Genomic DNA, 19,650 nt, shown 5'->3' on the forward strand with positions numbered 1-19,650 from the left:
TGGGCGGTGTTCGGAAGTTCTTCACACACCGACATCGACTCCGATGGGCGTCCGCGTCTTGTGGCGGTCCGCAAGTCCGGTTTGGGGCGCCTCCCGCCACGATCAGGTGTCCTGGTGCGCCCCGAACCGGCAGAACACGCCCCAAACGGGGGCGGGTCGTGCACGCATCTAGGCGACCACTCGTGCCGACGATCCGGTTTTGGGGCGCGTCCCGCCACGATCAGGTGTCCTGATGCGCCCCGAATCGGCAGATCGCGCCCCAAACGGGGGCGGGTCACCCGAACGACTCCGCGACCAGCTCGCCGAAGAGCTCCTCCGCGTCGACGTCGAGGCGCTGTCGGGCGAACCAGTCGCACACGTTGACGCAGTCGCGGTGCAGCAGGTCCAGCCCCTGCGGGTTCGCGACCGTGTCCACGATCTGCGGCAGGTCGATCACGACCACGCGGCCGTCCTGGACGAGCAGGTTGTACGGGGACAGGTCGCCGTGCGCGACCCCGGCTCTGGCGAAGGTCCGCATGAGCGCGGCGACCTGCGCGAACAGATCGGGGAGCGCCTCCGGATCGTGCCGCACCTGCGCGAGCCGGGGCGCCGCGGCACCACCGGCGGATCCGATGAACTCCATGAGCACCTCGGTGCCGCTCACCTGCACCGGATAGGGCACGGGGGCGCCGAGCTCCCACATCCGGCGCAGGGCCTCGAACTCGGCCAGCGACCACTGCGCTGCGGCGACCTCGCGGCCGTGCTCCGACTTCTTCGCGAGGGCGCGGGCGTCGCGCGAGTTCCGGGTGCGCCGACCCTCGGTGTACACGGCGGAGCGGTGGAACGAGCGGTGCTCGGTGCCGCGATAGCGCTTGGCGGCGAGGAGCGTGCGCTGGCCGGGATCGCCCGGCACGGCGCGCTCGAGGAGGAAGACGTCGGCCTCCTTGCCGGTCTTGAGGATGCCGAGCTCGGTGTCGACCGCACCGGCCGAGGTCACCACCCAGTCGGGGCGCGGGTGCGGACCGCGCTCGGTCGGCGTCGCGGCGGGCCAGGTGGTCCAGCGCTGTCCTTCGCCGAGTTCGACATCGGCGAAGGACAGGCCGAGGTCGTCGTCATCGGCGGCGGAGAGGAAAAGGGAAGCAGAGGCATCCGAGGATGCGGAGGAAGGGATCACGAGAGGCTCCGGGTCGGGGCCGCTCGCGAAGTGATGGGGCGGGCGGCCTCAGGGAAGAAGGTCGGCAAAGGGCGCGACAACAGAGACGTTCATCGTCAGCTCCTTCCCTCGGATCCCGGGGCGATCCCGGTGCCCGCCGAGTCTACGGGGCCGCGGCCCTCGCGCGGAAGCCCCAGGAAGGATCCGAAGACCCATCGAAAGGTGGAGGCCTGCGGGAAGCGGCCGGGGGATCCCGATCCCTACGCTGGAGGGGACCCGACCCGAGGAGAGACGTGTTCACCACTCCCGCCCGCCTTTTCCGCGTGCTCGCGATCGCCGAGGCCATCACCTGGACCCTCCTGATCGGCGCCCTGATCGGCCGCGCCACGGGTCTGCCTCCGGTGCTCGTGACGATCGCCGGATCCATCCACGGCTTCGTCTTCCTCTCCTACGGCGCCACGGCGGTGCTGCTCGCGTTCCACCAGCGCTGGGGCGTCGGCGTCGCGATCCTCGCGATCGCGAGCGCGATCGTGCCCTACGCCACGATCCCCGCCGAGATCTGGCTGCACCGCAGTGGCCGCCTCGCCGGCGACTGGCGCCTGGAGCAGACGGAGGATCCGCGCGACGCCGCCTGGTACGACCGCACGATGCGGTGGTTCCTGCACCGTCCGTGGGTGCTCGCGCTGCTCATCGTCGCCGCGGTCGCCGCGCTCTTCGCGGTCCTGCTGCTGATCGGCCCTCCCGGCGGGAGCCACTGACCGCAGTCCGACCGCGGAAGAGTCTGGATCGGGCGCGGGGTGCCGTGCGAGGATGGCGGTCATCCGCGCCCGCCGCCCTCTTCCGGAGTCGTCATGACCGTGCTCGAGATCCGCTCCTACGTCCTGCATCCCGGTGCCCGTCAGAGCTTCCACGACCTCTTCCACACGAAGGTCATGCCGATGCTCGCCGATCAGGGGATCCGCGTGGTGCGCTACGGCGCGAGCGAGCACGACGACGTCTCCTACGTCCTCATGCGCGCGTTCGATTCGACGCTCCACCGGGACGAGCAGGAGGACCGCTTCTACGGCAGCGCGCTGTGGCGAGAGGGGTACCGCGAAGAGGTGCTGGCGATGATCGCCTCCTATCAGGAGGTGGTCCTCACGCTGGACGACGCGACGGTGGACGCGCTCGGAGCCTGAGGTTCACGACGACGCGGGCCACCAGCACTCAAACTTGAGCCGACTGGTATCAAGTTTGTTGACAACGCTTGACGTCGGGCGTACCCTTGAGTCATCGCGACTCAGGTTTCGGAGGGATCTTCTCCGGCGGAACAGGGGATCGCGCAGACTTTCCCAGAAACTTCCGACTGAAGGAGAAAACAAATGGCACGTGCTGTCGGTATCGACCTCGGTACGACGAACTCCGTCGTCAGCGTCCTCGAGGGCGGCGAGCCCAAGGTCATCGCCAACGCAGAAGGCTTCCGGACCACCCCCTCGGTGGTCGCCTTCACCAAGGACGGGGAGGTGCTCGTCGGCGAGACCGCGAAGCGCCAGGCCGTCACCAACGTGGACCGCACGATCGCATCGGTCAAGCGCCACATGGGCACCGACTGGTCGTTCGACGTGGACGGCAAGAAGTGGACGCCGCAGGAGATCTCCGCGCGCATCCTGCAGAAGCTCAAGCGCGACGCCGAGGCGTACCTGGGCGACACCGTGACCGACGCGGTCATCACGGTCCCCGCATACTTCAACGACGCCGAGCGTCAGGCCACCAAGGAGGCCGGCGAGATCTCGGGCCTCAACGTCCTGCGCATCATCAACGAGCCCACCGCCGCGGCCCTGGCCTACGGCCTGGACAAGGGCAAGGAGGACGAGCTCATCCTCGTCTTCGACCTCGGTGGCGGCACGTTCGACGTCTCGCTGCTCGAGGTGGGCAAGGACGACGACTTCTCGACGATCCAGGTGCGCTCCACCGCCGGTGACAACCGCCTCGGCGGCGACGACTGGGACCAGCGCCTCGTCGACTACCTGATCAAGCAGTTCAAGGACTCGACCGGCGTCGACGTCTCGGGCGACAAGATCGCACTGCAGCGCCTCAAGGAGGCCGCGGAGCAGGCGAAGAAGGAGCTCAGCTCCTCGACGTCGACCAGCGTCAACCTGCCGTACCTGTCGCTCACCGAGAACGGCCCCGTGTCGCTGAGCGAGACGATCACCCGCGCGAAGTTCGAGGACCTCACCAAGGACCTGCTCGACCGCACCAAGAAGCCCTTCGAGGACGTGATCCGCGAGGCCGGCATCAAGGTCGGCGACATCGCCCACGTCGTGCTCGTCGGCGGATCCACCCGTATGCCCGCCGTGGCCGAGCTCGTCAAGCGCGAGGCCGGCAAGGAGGCCAACAAGGGCGTGAACCCGGACGAGGTCGTCGCCGTCGGCGCAGCCCTCCAGGCCGGTGTCCTGAAGGGCGAGCGCAAGGACGTCCTCCTCATCGACGTCACCCCGCTGAGCCTCGGCATCGAGACCAAGGGCGGCATGATGACCAAGCTCATCGAGCGCAACACGGCCATCCCGACCAAGCGCAGTGAGACCTTCACGACCGCCGACGACAACCAGCCGTCGGTCGCGATCCAGGTCTTCCAGGGCGAGCGCGAGTTCACCCGCGACAACAAGCCGCTGGGCACGTTCGAGCTGACCGGCATCGCGCCGGCTCCGCGCGGCATCCCGCAGATCGAGGTCACCTTCGACATCGACGCGAACGGCATCGTGCACGTGTCCGCCAAGGACAAGGGCACGGGCAAGGAGCAGTCGATGACCATCACGGGCGGCTCGTCGCTCTCGAAGGACGACATCGACCGCATGGTGCGCGAGGCCGAGGAGCACGCCGCCGAGGACAAGAAGCGCCGTGAGTCGGCCGAGGTCCGCAACCAGGCCGAGACCCTGTCCTACTCGATCGAGAAGCTCATCTCGGAGAACGAGGACAAGCTGCCGGAGGACGTCAAGACCGAGGTCAAGGCCGACGTCGACGCGCTGAAGACCGCGCTGGCCGGCGAGGACGACGAGGCCGTGAAGACCGCGTTCGACAAGCTGAACGCGTCGCAGTCGAAGCTGGGCGAGGCGATCTACGCGCAGTCCCAGGCCGACGCGGCGGCCCCCGGTGCCTCCGAGGGCGCCCCGGCCGGCGAGAGCGCGGCGTCCGATGAGGACGTCGTGGACGCCGAGGTCGTGGAAGACGAGGACGAGAAGAAGTGATGACGGATCCCAAGGACTTCGAAGAGCCCGAAGAGGGTCGTGAGGTCGGCGGTCAGGGGTCGGACGCGAACGCGTCCGGCCCCGGGCCGGTCCCTGAGCCCGTCGAAGGATCCGATGACGCGCAGGACGCCGAAGAGCTCACGGTCGACGACATCCTGAACATCGCTCAGAACGACGACGCGCTCGCCGAGGACGCCGTGGAGGATGCGGCCCTCCACGACGCCGAGCACACCCTGCTCGTCGACCTCAAGCGCCTTCAGGCCGAGTACGCGAACTACCGCCGCCGCACCGAGGAGCAGCGCGGTGTCGAGATCCAGCGCGCGAAGGGCGAGGCCGCCAAGGGCCTGCTCCCCGTGCTCGACGACCTCGACCGCGCCGCCGCGCACGGCGATCTGGAGGAAGGAAGCCCCTTCGCCGCGATCGCCGACAAGATCCGCTCGGTCGTCGAGCGCCTCGGCGTGGTCTCCTACGGCGAGAAGGGCGACGAGTTCGACCCGCAGCAGCACGAGGCGATCTTCCAGCAGCCCACTCCGGGTGTGGAGAAGACCATCGTGCTCGAGGTCGTCGAGGTGGGCTACCGCCTGGGCGATGTCGAGCTGCGTCCCGCCAAGGTCGTCGTCGCCGTTCCCCCTGACCCTTCGGCAGGCTCAGGGACCGCTTAGCATATGGCTAGCCAGGACTGGTTCGACAAGGACTTCTACAAGACCCTCGGCGTCTCGAAGGACGTGTCCGAGGCGGATCTGAAGAAGACCTACCGCAAGCTCGCGCGCAAGTACCACCCCGACTCCAACGCCGGCGATGCCGCGGCGGAGGCGAAGTTCAAGGAGATCAGCGAGGCGTACTCGGTGCTCTCCGACAAGGAGCAGCGTGCCGAGTACGACCAGATCCGCGCCATGGGCGCCGGCGGCGCGCGCTTCACGGCTCCGGGGAGCGCCGGCAACGGCGGCTTCGACGACGTGTTCAGCGCGTTCGGCCGTGGCCGTGGCGGGCAGCAGGGCGACTTCGACGACATCTTCGCGATGTTCAACCAGGGCGGCGGATCCTTCGGCTCCGGGCGCTTCGGTCAGCCGTCCGGCGGCTACCGGGGCTTCGGCGGCCCGCAGAAGGGCGCCGATGTCACGGCCCGCACGACGCTGTCGTTCGCGACAGCGGTGCAGGGCGAGACCGTGACGCTGCAGGGCGAGGACGGCCGGCCGCTCAAGGTGAAGATCCCCGCCGGCGTCAAGGACGGGCAGAAGATCCGGCTCCGCGGCCGGGGGCGTCCCTCGCCCGATGGCGGGGAGAACGGCGACATCGTGGTGCAGGTCGCCGTGAAGCCGCATCCGGTGTTCACCCGCGACGGGCTGAACCTGCGCGTCACCGTGCCGATCACCTTCACCGAGGCCGCGCTCGGCGCCACCATCGAGGTGCCGACGCTCGGCGGCGATCCGGTCAAGCTCAAGGTCGCGGCGGGCACGCCGTCCGGCCGGGTGCTGCGGGTCAAGGGCCGCGGGGTCACCACGTCCAAGGGCACCGGCGACCTGCTCGCCGAGGTCCAGGTCGCCGTGCCGTCGCACCTCGACGACGCCGCGCGCGAAGCGCTGGAGCGTTTCCGTGCCGCCGAACCCGCGGAGAACCCGCGTACCGAGCTGCTGGCGAAGGCGCGGGCGTGATGAGCCTCTCGGTCGTTGAGCGTCCTTCGTCTCGTCGCTGCGCTCCTCGCTCAGGAACCGGTTCGCCGGTCCCTGAGCGCCTCGCTTCAGGAACCGGTTCGTCGGTCCCTGAGCGAGCCGCTTCAGGAACCGGTTCGTCGGTCCCTGAGCGAGCGCAGCGAGACGAAGGGCGTCCGATGACCGGAACGGCAGTGCCGGAGGTGCGCCGTGGGCGATGAGCGCATGAGCGCGGACACCCCGGTCTTCGCGATCGCGGTCGCCGCCGAGCTCGCCGGGATGCACCCGCAGACCCTGCGGCAGTACGACCGGATCGGCCTGGTCGTGCCCGGTCGCACCCGAGGCGGGTCCCGCCGCTATTCGATGCGCGACATCGAGCAGCTGCGCGAGGTCGCCCAGCTGTCCAGCGAGGGCATGAGCCTGCCCGCGATCGCGCGCCTCCTCGACCTCGAGGACGAGGTGCGCACGCTGCACCGCCGCGTGGTCGAGCTCGAGCTCGCACTGCGCGAGGAGCGCGCCAACCGTCCCGGTCTGCGCGTGTTCGCCGCAGGCACGTCCGGATCCGTCATGGCCGTCCCGTCGGGCCGCCGGATCCGCCGCTCCACCGAGGTCGTGCTGTGGCGGCCGTGGGGGAGCACTCCGGAGCACCCCGACGACCTCGCCGACGACCCGGACGACAGCGCCCGCTGAGCGGCGCCGCGGGCGCCGTCTGCGCGCCCGCGATCGGTCCAATAGTATCTGAAATCGATTTCCATTGCGAAGCGTCTCACTGCCCGGTGGCGGGTTCGGAAGCGAATCCGCGAAGAGTGTCTTGTGTCTGAAATCGATTTCGCCTACTCTGAGTGCAGCCCGGTCGATGCCGACTCAGCGCGACCGCGGACCCGGCCCCCCGTGCCGGACCCAGCACCGAATCGACGAGGAAGTCGTGTTCCCGAGGAGGAACCCATGAAGACGGACACACAGCGCACGCGCCGGGTGGTGATGGCCGCTCTCGGCGGCATCACGGCGGTAGGACTGCTCGCAGGCTGCGGCTCGAGCACCCCTGGTCAGGCCGCAGGGGGCGGAGGCGATTCCTCCGGCAAGACCACGATCGAGTTCTGGCACCGCACGTTCACCCCGCCGGAGAACGCCTGGTACAAGGACATCGTCAAGAAGTTCAACGCCTCGCAGGACAAGATCGTCGTCAAGGACACGGAGATCCCGGCCGACGCCTGGGACCAGAAGATGAAGGCCGCCCAGGCCGCGGGCAAGGCCCCCGACATCTACACGCACTCCGGCAGCATCCAGGACGCGGTGAACGCGGGGCAGCTGTACGACCTCGGCAAGGTCGTCGACAAGTCCAAGCTCGGCGAGATCATCGACTCCGCGAAGTCGGTGTCCGAGATCGGCGGGACCTACTACGCCTACCCGCTCCTGCAGGAGGCCCAGACGGTGCTGTTCTGGAACAAGGACATGCTCTCCAAAGCCGGCGTCGACACCGACAAGGCCCCGGCCACCTGGGACGACCTGCTCGCCGACTGCGCGAAGATCCAGCCGACGCTCGCCCAGGGGCAGTACTGCATCTCGCCCTCGTCCGACGCCATCACCTTCGCCTGGTCGACCGTCGGCCAGCAGTACAACTTCGCCGGGCACACCGCGCTCACCGACGACTGGAAGTCGCCGAACATCGACAACGCCGGGTACCGCGACCTGATGTCCAAGTACAAGGAGCTGTGGGACAAGGGCTACATGCCCAAGCAGGCGCTCGCCGCCTACGTCGAGGGCAAGGACTTCGGCCAGAAGAAGGTCGCCTTCAAGGTCTCCGGCTCGTGGATGATGTCCGAGATCGGATCCGACTATCCCGACCTCCTCACCAAGACCGGGATCGGCGCCTTCCCGAACGCCTCGAACGCCGATGGTCGCACCGCCACCACGCTCGGCAACTTCAAGTGGGTCATCGACGCGAAGACCAAGAACGCCGAGGCCGCGGGGAAGTTCCTGGAGTGGTCGCTCGCCGGCGACCCGCAGAACCTCGTGCCCTTCTTCGTGAACACGCAGTTCACCAAGGTCCCCGTGCGCAAGTCGGTGCAGGACGCTGTCGCGAAGGACGAGGCCGCGGCCAAGGCGCCGTGGTCGACCGTCATCACGAACGACATCGCGCCCGACGCGATCTCCGAGCCGACCTACCCGTGGGACGTCTCGCTCGCGGTCGGCACCGCGATGGAGTCGGTGATGAAGGGCGCAGCCTCGCCGGATGACGCGATCAACACGGCGAACGCCGCGATCCAGAAGGTCATCCAGTCGCAGGACCTGCCCAGCAAGGCTCCCAAGAAGTGAGTGCGGCGCGGTCGGGGACCGCTGCGCGGCCGTCCCCGACCGCGCGGCCCGCGCCCAGCACCTCAGAACGACGGGGAGAGACGATGGCCACCGAAGCGATCGACGACCGGCGCACGATCAAGCGCCGGCACGCCAAGTACCGCAATCGCGACACGAAGCTCGCCTACCTGATGCTCGCGCCCGTGGTGATCCTGCTCGGCGTCTTCGTCGCGTGGCCGGCGGTGTACGCAGGGTTCCTGTCGTTCCAGGACTGGAGCTTCTACAAGGATCCGCAGTTCGTCGGCGTGAAGAACTACGCCGACGTCCTGACGGACCCGCTGTTCGTCGCCACGATCGGCCGCGGCTTCCTGTTCGTGCTGCTGACGGTGCCCCCGATGCTCGTTCTCGCATTCCTGTTCGCGAGTCTCGTGGTGACGCTGTCCCGCCGCCTGGCGACGATCCTCAAGGTCAGCATCTACATCCCGACGATCATCTCCGGCGTCATCGCCTCCATCATCTTCGTGGTGATCTACGCCTACGACGGCGGGATCCTGAACGCGGTGCTCGCCGCATTCCACATCGACCCGGTGTCCTGGATCGGGGATCCGGCGTGGGCGCTCCTCTCCGTCGCCGTGCCGGCGGTCTGGCTCGGCATGGGCCTGACGTCGCTCATCATGGTCGCCGCGATGGTCGACATCCCGACGGAGTACTACGAGGCGGCCGCGATGGAGGGCGCGGGGTGGTGGCAGAAGACCTTCTACATCACGATGCCGCAGATGAAGAACGTGTTCCTGTACCTGCTCATCACGGGCTTCGTCGCCGCGATCCAGCAGTTCGAGCTGCCCCTCGTCATGACGCAGGGCGGGCCGCTGGACTCGACCACCCTGCCGAACCTGTTCATCTTCAACCACTTCCGCAACGACGTGAACGTGGGCTACTCGATCGCCGCGGCGCTGCTGCTGTTCGTGGTGCTGGGATCCGTGTCGGCCCTCGTGTTCAAGTTCATCAACTCCGAGAGGCTGGTCGACTGATGAGCGCGACGCGCCAGAGCACCGTGCCCGAGACCACCCGGATCGTCCTCGACGGCAAGGATCACCGCCGCTTCACGATGCCGCGCGGCATCGGAGGCTGGGCCGCAGTCGTCGGCAAGGGCGTGGTGGGCCTGATCTTCCTGCTCGCCGCGCTGTTCCCGCTCGCGTGGATGGTGATCGCCGGCTTCAAGGCGAAGACCGAGGTGCTGAGCACGCCCTTCCAGTTCTTCCCCGAGGTGTGGCACTGGGAGAACTACGGCAAGATCCTGGGCGACGAGACCTTCCTGCGCACGCTCGGCTGGACCTTCCTCGGGGCGATCCTGTTCACGGTGCTCAGCCTCACCGTGAACTCCTTCGCGGCCTACGCGTTCGCGCGGCTCGAGTTCCGGTTCCAGCGGACGCTCTGGGTCGCCGTCATCACGACCATGTTCATCCCCGGGATGACGATCCTGCTCACGAGCTTCATCGTGGTGACGAAGCTCGCGATGCTGGACACGCTGGCCGTGCTGGTGATCCCGGGGGCGGCGAGCGCCGCGTCGGTCTTCTTCATCCGGCAGTTCTACCTGAACATCCCGGCCAGCCTCGAGGAGGCGGCGATGCTCGACGGATGCGGCCGGTTCGGGATCTTCGTGCGGATCTTCCTTCCGCTGTCGAAGCCGCCGTTCGTCGTAATGGGCATCACCGCGTTCCTCGCGTACTGGAACTCCTACGTGTGGCCGATCATGACGATCACGTCGCCGGAGAAGTTCGTGCTGCAGCAGTACCTCGCCGAGTTCCGCACCGGCCGAGGCTCGAGCGAGCTCGGCCTGCTCATGGCCGGATCCGTGCTCGCCGCGGCGCCGGTCGTGATCCTGTTCCTGATCTTCCAGCGTCAGATCATCGGCAACATCAAGATGGCCGGACTCAAGTAGCCGGTCGCGTTCTCGAAGAGGAGAAGGCCATGTCCGAAGAAGCGATCCGTCCTGCCCACCGGCTGACCCGCCGCGGCCTGCTGCAGGGAGCCCTCGCCGCGGGCGCCGCGCTCGGCGTCTCGGCGCTGGGGGCGAGCCCCGCGGCGGCCGCCGGGCTCACCGTGACCCGCATGAAGGTGCTGGCCGGCACGCAGGCCGGTGTCCAGTACGGGATCGGCGCGACCGATCTCGGGATCCCCGCGCGCACGCCCGACGGGCGGCTGCTGTTCATGTTCGGCGACACCTGGGCCGATGCGGTGGGAGGTGCGAGCTGGCGCTCCCCTGTCGCGCTGTACTCCTCGACGGCGAACCTCGCCTCCGGGGTCGTGTTCGACGGGGCGGCGGGGGCCGGCACCAACACCCAGGTCACCGCCCCGCAGCTCTGGTACTACCCGCACGACGCGTACTACGAGACCGTGATCCCCTCCGACGTGATCACGATCGGCTCGCGGATGTACCTGCACGCGATCGTGAACGGCCCGACGTTCGGTGCGGTGCGCTGGACGGAGCTGTGGCAGTCCGATGACTCCGGCGCGACCTGGCAGCACACCGGGCTGACCTTCCCGGCCGACATGGCCGACGGGCACTTCCAGTGCATCACCTGGGGTCAGGGCAACGACGGGTACGTCTACATCTACGGCACCGGGTTCCAGCGCGACAAGGGCATCGTGCTCTACCGGGTGCCGCAGAACAGCATGACCACCTTGTCCGCGTACCAGCCCTGGGGCTTCGCGAACGGCTCCTGGGGGTGGGGAAATCCGGCCACAGAGGTGCTGCCGGGCAAGTTCGGCGAGATGTGCCTGCGGCCCCTCGGCGGCAAGTGGATCCTGACGTGGTTCAACGCCGACGCCTACCGGATCGACGCGATGATCGTGAACACCCCGACGGACAACCTCTACACGGCCGCCAAGACGACGCTGCTGTGGGGCGGGAACTGGGGCGCCGAGGACGCGACCCATGTCGCCCAGCTCTACGGCGGGTACATCCTGCCCGGCTCGACGCTCTCGGATCTGCACCTGAGCGTGAGCCAGTGGAACACGGGGAACAACAGCGTCTATCACGTCGAGCAGTTCCGGATCCAGGGTCTCGCCTGAATCGGTGATATCGATTTCGCGCGAAAGTCGCTAGGGTGGCGACATGCGCCGTTGAACAGAGACTCCGCGGATCCTCGTGATCCTCCCCGACCGCCGTGCCGAGAGCCCGGGGTCGACGACTCTGTTCCCGCTGCGAGAGGAGACGGGCGATGATCGCCCTTCCCGAGAAGTACGTCCCGCCACCGGCCGGGGTGACCCCGGTGGGGTTCCTCGCCTGGCTCGTCCGCAGGCAGTGGACGACCGTGCTGCAGGGCGTCGTCTGCGACGTGATCTGGCTGCTCGGTCTCGCCCTCACCCCCTGGGCGATCGGCCGCGCCGTCGATGAGGGGCTGGTGGCGGGGGACTACGGCGCCTTCCTGAGGTGGCTGGGCGTCGTGGTGTGGTTGCAGCTGCAGCACTCCCTGATCCAGGGGCTCAGGGACAGAGCCGGATCCATCAACTTCGCCCGCGCATACTCGCGGCTCGAGATGGTGCTCGCGCGATCGACCTCGCACGTGACCGTGGCCGCAGAGCGCGCTCTGGCGCCGGGCGCGGTCGTGACGATGGCGGCGGAGTCGTGGAGCGCCACGTTCCTGCCGATCAACGTGGGCTCCATCACCTCGGCGCTCGTGGCCTTCATCACGGTGTCGGTGCTGCTGCTGCGGGACTCTGTGATGCTGGGGCTCTTCGTGATCGTGGGGGTCCCGCTGTTCTCGGCCGCGTCGTTCCTGCTGGTGCGCACGCTCAACGCTCGCAGCGAGATCGCCTGGGGTGCGCGAGAGGCGATGAACGCGGTCGCCCTGGACAGCGTGAAGGGCCTGCGTGTGCTCCGCGGTGTCGGTGGCGAGCAGCGCTTCCTCGCACGCTACCGCGAGCGCTCCGCCGAGCTGCGCGTCGCGGGGATCCGCCTCGCCCTGCCGAGAGCGGCCGCGGAGGCGCTGAACCTGCTCATCCCCGGACTCTTCGTCGCGGGGCTGACCTGGGTCGGAGCGGTCCTCGTGAGCCAGGGGCAGCTTCAGGTGGGCGCGCTCGTCGCCTTCTACGGCTACGCAGGCTTCCTGGTGCTGCCGGTGGCTCTCATCAACCAGGCGATGACGGTCGCGGTCGATGCGCGGGTGGCGGCGAGACGCATCATCGGGCTGCTCGCGCTGCAGCCGCTCTGGGCGGACGGAGCGGCCTCGGGACGTATGCCCGAACCATCGCCGGAGGAAGACGATCTGCTGCGCGACGACGTCACGGGGCTCGTCGTGCGGGAGGGCGAGCTCTTGGGCGTCGTCGTCTCCGAGGAGGGCAGCGCCCGGGCCCTGGTCGACCGCGTCGGTCGTCTCCTCCCCGACGTCGGTGAAGGATCCGTCGTGCTGCACGGTCGTCGCCTTGAGGACTGGGACATCGCCGTCGTGCGGGAACGGATCGTCGTGTCGGATCCTGTGCCGTTCCTCTTCAGCGGCACGCTGCGCGAGGTGCTCGATCCCTGGGGCCGCCATGACGACGATGCCGTTCTCGCCGCCGTCGCCGCGGTGGACGCCTCCGACATCGTGAAGTCGGTCCCCGGTGGCCTCGACGTGCTGGTCGGCGAACGGGGCGTCGAGTTCTCCGGCGGCCAGCGCCAGCGGCTCGGTGCGGCACGTGCCCTTCTCGCCGAGCCCGAGCTGCTGGTGATGCACGATCCCACTTCGTCGGTGGACGCTCCGACCGAGGAGCGGATGTCGTCGGGGATCCGTTCGCATCGTCGAGGACGCACCACGATGATCGTGACGACGAGCCCACTCGTGCTCGCACTCGCCGCTCGGGTCGTCCTCGTCGTCGGCGACCGGATCGTGGCGGACGGCACGCACCTTGGTCTTCTCGAGAGCCACCAGGAGTACCGCGCGCTCGTGATGCGCGCCGAGGGGGTGGAACGATGAGCGCTTCCGCGCTGCCCACAGCCGGGCGCCCGCACGTGTACGCCGCGATGCGCGCCATCTGGCGCGCGCGGCGGGCGACGTTCATCGCGGTGATCGCCCTGTTCGCCGGCGCGGCCGTGGCAGGACTCGCCCCGCCGCGCCTGATGGGGCTGCTCATCGATCGGCTTACGGCGGGCGCCGACGCGGGGGAGTTGGCGCTCTACTGTGCCGGCATGCTGGGCTGCGCGCTCGCGCAGGGCGTCCTCGTGCTGAGCGCGAGCAGGCTCGCCTACGTCGCGGGCGAGCATGTCTTCGCGCAACTGCGGGAAGAGTTCCTGGCGAGCGCGCTCGCGCTGCCGGTCGGCGTGCTCGAGAGGGGCGGCACGGGAGATCTCGTCGCACGCACCACCCAGGACATCTCCGCCGTGTCGGACACCGTGCGTCGTGCGCTCCCGGAGTCGCTGATCGCCGGGATCACGGTCGTCCTCACGCTGGCCGCCGCGGTACTCACCTCTCCGGTCATCGCCCCGGTCTACCTGCTCAGCGTGCCGATCCTCGTGCCGGTCATGCGATGGTTCATCCGTCGGGCCGGCGGTGTCTACGAGACACTCGGCGCGAGCTGGGGCCCGATCTTCGCCTCGATCAACGAGACGGCGACGGGAGCGCGGACGGTGGAGGCCCTGGGCATCGCCGGAGCGCGGGACCGCTCGATGGAGGCGGCGATCGCCGACATCGGCGTCGCCTGGTACGCGCGCATCCGGCTGCGTCAGGTGATGCTCCCGTGGACGAACCTCGCGTTCGCGATCCCTGTCTTCGCATCGCTGGCCTGGGGCGGATGGCTCGCGGCACAGGGCCACGTGTCCATCGGCACGGTCGTGAGCGTCACCCTCTTCGCGTCGGCTCTGGTCGCGCCGCTCGAATCGCTGATCGGCTGGACGGATGAGCTGCAGAAGGGATTCGTGTCATTCGCGAGGATCCTCGGAGTGGGCGAGGCCGCGGCAGACCGCACCGACTCTTCGGCCGAGCCGGCGACGAAGGACGTCGAGTTGCGCGACGTGCGCTTCAGCTATCGCGCAGGGTACGAAGTCGTCCACGGTGTGACGCTGCTCGTGATCCCGGGGGAGCGACTCACTCTCGTGGGCCCATCAGGGGCGGGGAAGTCGACCCTCGCACGGCTCTTCGCGGGGATCGACTCTCCGATGGGCGGGCGCGTGCTGATCGGAGGCGTGGACGCGGACAGGATCGCGCTGGATCGCCGGCGCCGTGAGGTCATGCTGGTGTCGCAGGAGAGCCATATCTTCGCGACGACGATCCTGGAGAACGTGCAGCTCGCACGGGGCGACGCCCGCGAGGGCGAGGTCCGCGATGCGCTCCGCACCATGGGTGCGCTCGAATGGATCGACGCGCTCGACGACGGGTGGGACACCGTGGTCGGATCCGGCGGGCATCCGCTCACCGGAGCGCAGGAGCAGCAGCTCGCGCTCGCCCGCGTGCTGCTCGCGGATCCGCACACGATCATCCTGGACGAGGCGACGAGCGCGATGGATCCCACCGCGGCGCGCGACCTCGAGGCCGCGCTGGCGGCGACCATGCAGGGGCGCACGGTGATCGCGATCGCGCATCGGCTGTCCACCGCCTATGAGGCCGACCGGATCGCGGTCGTCGACGGCGGCAGGATCGTGGAGCTCGGATCCCACGACGAACTGGTCGAGGCGGGCGGCGCATACGCCCGGCTCTGGGCGCTCTGGCGCGACGACGGCGCCCGCTCCGACGGTCGCTGAACCTGTCGGGGCGGGCGCACGGTCCGGGATCCGGACCCGGGGTGGAGGGGGCGGGTCAGTTGGCCGGCGGCATCAGCACCGAGTCGATCAGGTAGACGGTGGCGTTGGCGGTGTGCACGCCGCCGCAGATCACCTTGGCGTCGCCCACCATCAGGTTGTCGCCACTGCCGGTCACGGTCAGATCCGCGCCCTGCACGGTCTTGTGCGTGCCGGCGATCTTCGACGGATCGATCTGGCCGGCGACGACGTGGTAGGTCAGGATCGACGTCAGCGTCTTCGCATCCGTCTTCAGGCCGTCGATCGTCGAGGCGGGGATCTTGGCGAACGCGTCGTCCACCGGCGCGAACACCGTGAACTCGCTGCCGTTCAGCGTGTCGACGAGGTTGACGTCGGGGTTGAGCTTGCCGCTGACGGCGGAGACGAGCGTCTTCAGCATCGGGTTGTTCGACGCGGCCACGGCGACCGGGTCCTGCGACATGCCCTGGATCGACCCTGCCCCATCGGGAACCGCCTTGGCGTAGGCCGCGCATCCGGGGCCGACCAGGTCTGCGGCCGGATCCATGGTCGGCGCCGCACTCGGCATGGCCGACGACGGAGCCGCCGAGGAGGACGACCCCGCCGCCGAACCGGATCCCATCGAGCATCCCGACAGGACGAGCAGGCCCGCGAAGCCGAGAGATGCTGCGGCGGCGAACTTCTTGGTGGTGCTGAACATCGTGTACCTCCGGAGATTCGCGTCGCGGACCTCCCGCGGCGTCGAGCATTCTTCGGAGCGCTCCGGCGATCGGATGGGAGCGGATCCGATCCGTCGTCCGTCCCGGCGGAAACCAATCCGTTCCGGCCTCTCGTCCGAACTACCGGCGACGGAAGGCGGGCACATGGACCTGGTCATCATCGGAGTGCTGGGCGGGCTCATCACGGGTATCTCGCCCTGCATCCTGCCCGTGCTGCCGGTCATCTTCCTCACGGGAGGGACCCCGTCGGCGCGCGACGGGGCGGGCGACGGTGAAGTCCTCCCTGCACGCCGCAGCCGGCCGTTCCTCGTGATCGCGGGACTGGTGCTGAGCTTCTCGCTCGTCACCCTGGTCGGATCCCTCCTGCTCGGCCTGCTGCATCTGCCGCAGGACGTGATCCGCTGGGCCGGGATCGCGGTGCTCGTCGTCCTCGGCGTCGGCCTCATCATTCCGCGGTTCGAGCAGCTGCTCGAGAAGCCGTTCCAGTGGCTGCCGCGCAGGAACGTCGAGAACCGCGGGAGCGGGTTCGGCGTCGGCCTCGCCCTCGGAGCCGTCTTCGTGCCGTGCGCCGGCCCTGTGCTCGCCGCGATCATCGTCGCGGGCGCGACGGGGAGGATCGGCCTGGACACCGTGGTCCTCACCGTCTCGTTCGCGGTGGGAGTCGCGCTCCCGCTGCTGGTCTTCGCGCTGGCCGGCCGCGGAGTGATCCAGCGGATCCGCGCGTTCCGCAACCGCGAGCGCGGCCTGCGGATCACGGCCGGCGTCGCGATGATCGCGCTCGCGATCGGCCTGGTCTTCAACGTGCCGCAGATGCTCCAGCGCCTGGTGCCGGACTACACCGCAGGGTTCCAGCAGGGACTGGCGAACTCGCCGCAGGGTGGCGCGCTCGGGCTCGGGGGCCTCGTGACCGATGAGAACCGTGACCTGGACAAGTGCACGAACGATGCGACCCCGCTGCAGAGCTGCGGGACGGCGCCGCAGATCCGGGGGATCCAGCAGTGGCTGAACACCCCCGGAGGGGCGCCGATCGATCTGAAGAGCCTGCGCGGCAAGGTCGTGCTGATCGACTTCTGGGCGTACTCGTGCATCAACTGCCAGCGTTCGATCCCCCACGTCGTGGCCTGGGACAAGGCCTACTCCGCGGCGGGGCTGCAGGTGATCGGCGTGCACTCGCCCGAGTACGCGTTCGAGAAGGATCCGGGCAATGTGGCCGCGGGGGCGCGGGATTTCGGGATCGACTATCCGGTGGCGCTGGACAACTCGCTCGCGACCTGGACTGCCTACCGCAACCGCTACTGGCCGGCGCACTACCTCATCGACGCGAAGGGCGTCGTGCGGCACATCTCCTTCGGCGAGGGCGACTACGCCACCACGGAGCGGCTGATCCGCGAGCTGCTGCAGCAGGCGGATCCCCGGGTCGAGCTGCCGAAGCAGACCGAGGTCGCCGACCGCACGCCGAAGGCCGGATCCACGACGCGGGAGACGTTCCTCGGTGCGACCAAGGCGGTGAACTTCGGGGGAGGGACGGCATACCGCGCCGGCACGGCGGACTTCGCCCTGCCGTCCGCCCAGCCCGAGGACAGCTTCGCGATGGACGGCGCGTGGGACGTGCAGACGCAGTACGCGACCCCGAAGGACCTGCCGGCACAGGTCCGGCTGCGCTACCACGCGACCGAGGTGCGGATGGTGCTCGCGGGAAGCGGTGAGATCACGGTCCGGGACGACGAGGGCGCGACGAAGACGATCGCCGTCAGCGGGACGCCGCGGTCCTACGCGCTGCGCACCGGGTCCTCCTCGCATCAGGGCACCCTCACCGTGACCGTTCCCGCCGGCGTGCAGGCGTACTCGTTCACCTTCGGGTGAGGACGGACGCCGGGGCAGCGACGCGCGTTGCGATACGGGAGGAGCGGGAGGTGAGGCATGCTGGACACGATGGTGATCGACGACAGAGAGCACGTGGAGCGGGACGGCGGCGACGACCCCGCGTCCGCCCTGCTGACGCGCATCGCGGGCGGGGACCAGGCGGCGTTCGCCGATCTCTACGACCTGCTGTCGTCGCGCGTCTTCGGCCTCATCCTCCGCGTGCTGGTGAACCGGTCCCAGAGCGAGGAGGTGCTGCAGGAGGTGTTCCTGGAGATCTGGCAGACCGCCTCGCACTTCACCGCCGACCGGGGACGGGGAAGGACCTGGATCCTGACGATGGCCCACCGCCGTGCGATCGACCGCGTGCGGTCCTCGCAGGCGAGCGCCGACCGCGATGTCCGTGCCGGTGCCCGGGATCTCGACGTCGCGCACGACAGCGTGGCAGAGCAGGCGGAGCTGTCGATCGATGCGGAGCGGGTCGTCGACGCCCTCTCCGCACTCCCGGAACCGCAGCGCGAAGCGCTCGTGCTGGCCTACTACGGCGGATACTCGCAGAGCGAGATCGCCACGATCACGGGCTCGCCGCTGGGAACGGTGAAGACCCGGATGAGAGACGGACTCACGCGCCTGCGGGCGCACTGGGGGGTGAACGCATGAACGAGCCGGAGTTCGCAGAACTGGCGGCCGGCCGCAGCCTCGGCGCGCTGTCCGCGGCGGACGAGCAGCGCTTCCGCGCCGCTCTGGCCGAGCACCCGGACTGGACGGCGATCGCCGACGACGACGCCGGAACGGCCGCGCTGCTCGCTGAGGGCGTCCCTGCCGTCGCGCCGCCGCCCGGGATCCGCGACGCGCTCCTCGCCCGCATCGCGGCGACGGCGCAGGAGCAGGGCGACGTCGCGGAGACTGCGGGGGAAGCGCGCCCCGAGGAGGCGCCGCGTGCGGCCGTGTCCGCGGGCGCCGGAACCGTCGCGCCGTCGATCCGCCGGCCGCGGCGACTTCTCTTCGGACTCGCCGCCGGTCTCGTGCTGCTCATCGGGCTCGGCGTGGGCGCCTCCGTCGTCATCCCGCAGCTGCTCCGCCCTGCCGCCGTGGTCGCGCTCGACCGGATCGAGAACGCGCCGGACGCCGCGGAGAAGACCGTGCCGCTGCCCGAAGGGGGCAAGGCCACGGCGCACTGGTCGGCGTCGATGGGCGCCGCGGTGCTGGTGGCGGACGGACTCGGGCGGCTGGAGGCCACGCAGACCTACGAGCTGTGGTTCGTCCGCGGCAGCACCCCGGTCTCGGCCGGAGTGTTCGAGGCGGCGCAGGGAGTGACCACGGCGCAGCTCAAGGGCGCCATGCACGCGGGCGATGCGATCGCCGTCACGGTCGAGCGGGCCGGCGGATCGCCGACGGGAAAGCCCACGAGCGAGCCGATCCTCGTCATCCCGACCTCTTGATCCGGACGGCACGGACATGTGCCGAACGCGCAATATCCGTCTCGTGTTCAGAAACATGACAGGCGCGGCTCCGTAGCGTGGAAGACCGGGGCGGACGCCCCGAGCCGCGCTCGCCGCGGTGTCCTGCCACGAAGGAGCTGTCCGGAATGACGAACACCACGAAGCCCGCCGCCTCTCTCGGACTCCTGGTCCTGCGCCTCGTGATGGGCGGCGTCTTCGCCGCGCACGGTGCGCAGAAGGTCTTCGAGTTCACTCTGCCCGGCACGGTGCAGGCCTTCGCGGGCATGGGCGCCCCGCTGCCGGAGATCGCCGGACCCGTGATCGCGTTCCTCGAACTCATCGGAGGGATCCTGCTCATCGCCGGCCTGTTCACGCGTCCGGTCGGCGTGCTGCTGGCCGCGGACATGGTCGGCGCCATCGTGCTCGTGCACCTGGGCAACGGCATCTGGGTCGGCGACGGCGGCTGGGAGTTCGCGGCCGTGCTCGGCGCCGGCGCGCTGGCCCTCGCCTTCACCGGCGCCGGCCGGTACGGGCTGGATCGCGCCGTGCTGCGCGGACCCGTGCGCGCTCTGGCCTGAGCCCGGATCCGCCTCTGC

The 19,650-nt window shown here is 69.3% G+C and carries 18 protein-coding genes; 16 read left to right on the plus strand and 2 right to left on the minus strand.

What is annotated here, in order from left to right; translation table 11 throughout:
* Positions 1–274: 274 nt before the first annotated feature.
* Complete coding sequence (locus tag RS86_RS04065; RefSeq protein WP_235281601.1) at positions 275–1,153, minus strand: serine protein kinase RIO; 879 nt, start codon at positions 1,151–1,153, stop codon at positions 275–277.
* A gap of 272 nt (positions 1,154–1,425) precedes the next feature.
* On the opposite strand from RS86_RS04065, the gene RS86_RS04070 reads away from it, so the two are divergent.
* The 12 genes from RS86_RS04070 to RS86_RS04125 all read left to right on the plus strand — a co-directional run bounded on the left by RS86_RS04070 (position 1,426) and on the right by RS86_RS04125 (position 15,018).
* Positions 1,426–1,890, plus strand: coding sequence for a DUF3817 domain-containing protein (locus tag RS86_RS04070; RefSeq protein WP_045270934.1), 465 nt, complete (start codon positions 1,426–1,428; stop codon positions 1,888–1,890).
* Positions 1,891–1,983: 93 nt separating this feature from the next.
* On the plus strand, positions 1,984–2,310 hold the full coding sequence (locus tag RS86_RS04075; RefSeq protein WP_045270935.1) for an NIPSNAP family protein: 327 nt from the start codon (positions 1,984–1,986) through the stop codon (positions 2,308–2,310).
* A 183-nt stretch (positions 2,311–2,493) separates the two neighbouring features.
* Positions 2,494–4,356: a molecular chaperone DnaK gene (dnaK, locus tag RS86_RS04080; protein ID WP_045270936.1), complete on the plus strand. Its 1,863-nt coding sequence runs from the start codon at positions 2,494–2,496 to the stop codon at positions 4,354–4,356.
* A complete protein-coding gene (gene grpE / locus RS86_RS04085) occupies positions 4,356–5,018 on the plus strand; it encodes a nucleotide exchange factor GrpE (RefSeq protein WP_045270937.1) in 663 nt (220 codons plus the stop codon). Before dnaK ends, grpE begins: the two co-directional genes overlap by 1 nt.
* Before the next feature lie 3 nt (positions 5,019–5,021).
* A complete protein-coding gene (locus RS86_RS04090; protein WP_045270938.1) occupies positions 5,022–6,008 on the plus strand; it encodes a DnaJ C-terminal domain-containing protein in 987 nt (328 codons plus the stop codon).
* A 222-nt stretch (positions 6,009–6,230) separates the two neighbouring features.
* Complete coding sequence (locus RS86_RS04095; protein WP_045270986.1) at positions 6,231–6,695, plus strand: heat shock protein transcriptional repressor HspR; 465 nt, start codon at positions 6,231–6,233, stop codon at positions 6,693–6,695.
* A 255-nt stretch (positions 6,696–6,950) separates the two neighbouring features.
* A complete protein-coding gene (locus RS86_RS04100; protein ID WP_045270939.1) occupies positions 6,951–8,321 on the plus strand; it encodes an ABC transporter substrate-binding protein in 1,371 nt (456 codons plus the stop codon).
* Between the two features lie 83 nt (positions 8,322–8,404).
* The gene (locus RS86_RS04105; RefSeq protein ID WP_045270940.1) at positions 8,405–9,331 is read left to right on the plus strand and encodes a carbohydrate ABC transporter permease; all 927 of its coding nucleotides are present in this window, start codon (positions 8,405–8,407) and stop codon (positions 9,329–9,331) included.
* Positions 9,331–10,242: a carbohydrate ABC transporter permease gene (locus tag RS86_RS04110; protein ID WP_200892745.1), complete on the plus strand. Its 912-nt coding sequence runs from the start codon at positions 9,331–9,333 to the stop codon at positions 10,240–10,242. Before RS86_RS04105 ends, RS86_RS04110 begins: the two co-directional genes overlap by 1 nt.
* 29 nt (positions 10,243–10,271) lie before the next feature.
* Positions 10,272–11,375, plus strand: coding sequence for a DUF4185 domain-containing protein (locus RS86_RS04115; protein WP_045270941.1), 1,104 nt, complete (start codon positions 10,272–10,274; stop codon positions 11,373–11,375).
* 149 nt (positions 11,376–11,524) lie between these two features.
* Positions 11,525–13,258, plus strand: a complete 1,734-nt coding sequence (locus tag RS86_RS04120) for an ABC transporter transmembrane domain-containing protein (protein ID WP_052680063.1) — start codon at positions 11,525–11,527, stop codon at positions 13,256–13,258.
* On the plus strand, positions 13,255–15,018 hold the full coding sequence (locus RS86_RS04125) for an ABC transporter ATP-binding protein (RefSeq protein WP_052680064.1): 1,764 nt from the start codon (positions 13,255–13,257) through the stop codon (positions 15,016–15,018). The genes RS86_RS04120 and RS86_RS04125 overlap by 4 nt, the downstream gene beginning before the upstream one ends.
* A gap of 55 nt (positions 15,019–15,073) precedes the next feature.
* Here RS86_RS04125 and RS86_RS04130 read toward each other — a convergent pair whose 3' ends face one another.
* Positions 15,074–15,733 carry a fasciclin domain-containing protein gene (locus tag RS86_RS04130; protein WP_045270942.1) on the minus strand — a complete coding sequence of 220 codons (660 nt, stop codon included), beginning with the start codon at positions 15,731–15,733 and terminating at the stop codon, positions 15,074–15,076.
* Positions 15,734–15,896: 163 nt separating this feature from the next.
* Between RS86_RS04130 and RS86_RS04135 the strand changes: the two genes are divergently transcribed.
* From RS86_RS04135 to RS86_RS04150, 4 genes are all read left to right on the plus strand, one after another.
* Positions 15,897–17,615 (plus strand): cytochrome c biogenesis protein DipZ, encoded by a 1,719-nt coding sequence (locus RS86_RS04135; RefSeq protein ID WP_045270943.1) that lies wholly within the window; start codon positions 15,897–15,899, stop codon positions 17,613–17,615.
* A gap of 57 nt (positions 17,616–17,672) precedes the next feature.
* Complete coding sequence (sigK, locus tag RS86_RS04140; RefSeq protein ID WP_152642060.1) at positions 17,673–18,272, plus strand: ECF RNA polymerase sigma factor SigK; 600 nt, start codon at positions 17,673–17,675, stop codon at positions 18,270–18,272.
* Positions 18,269–19,054 (plus strand): anti-sigma factor, encoded by a 786-nt coding sequence (locus RS86_RS04145; RefSeq protein ID WP_045270944.1) that lies wholly within the window; start codon positions 18,269–18,271, stop codon positions 19,052–19,054. Before sigK ends, RS86_RS04145 begins: the two co-directional genes overlap by 4 nt.
* Positions 19,055–19,200: 146 nt before the next feature.
* The gene (locus RS86_RS04150; protein ID WP_045270945.1) at positions 19,201–19,632 is read left to right on the plus strand and encodes a DoxX family protein; all 432 of its coding nucleotides are present in this window, start codon (positions 19,201–19,203) and stop codon (positions 19,630–19,632) included.
* Positions 19,633–19,650: the final 18 nt, after the last annotated feature.

The organism is Microbacterium azadirachtae (assembly GCF_000956505.1).
GTDB lineage: Bacteria > Actinomycetota > Actinomycetes > Actinomycetales > Microbacteriaceae > Microbacterium > Microbacterium azadirachtae_A.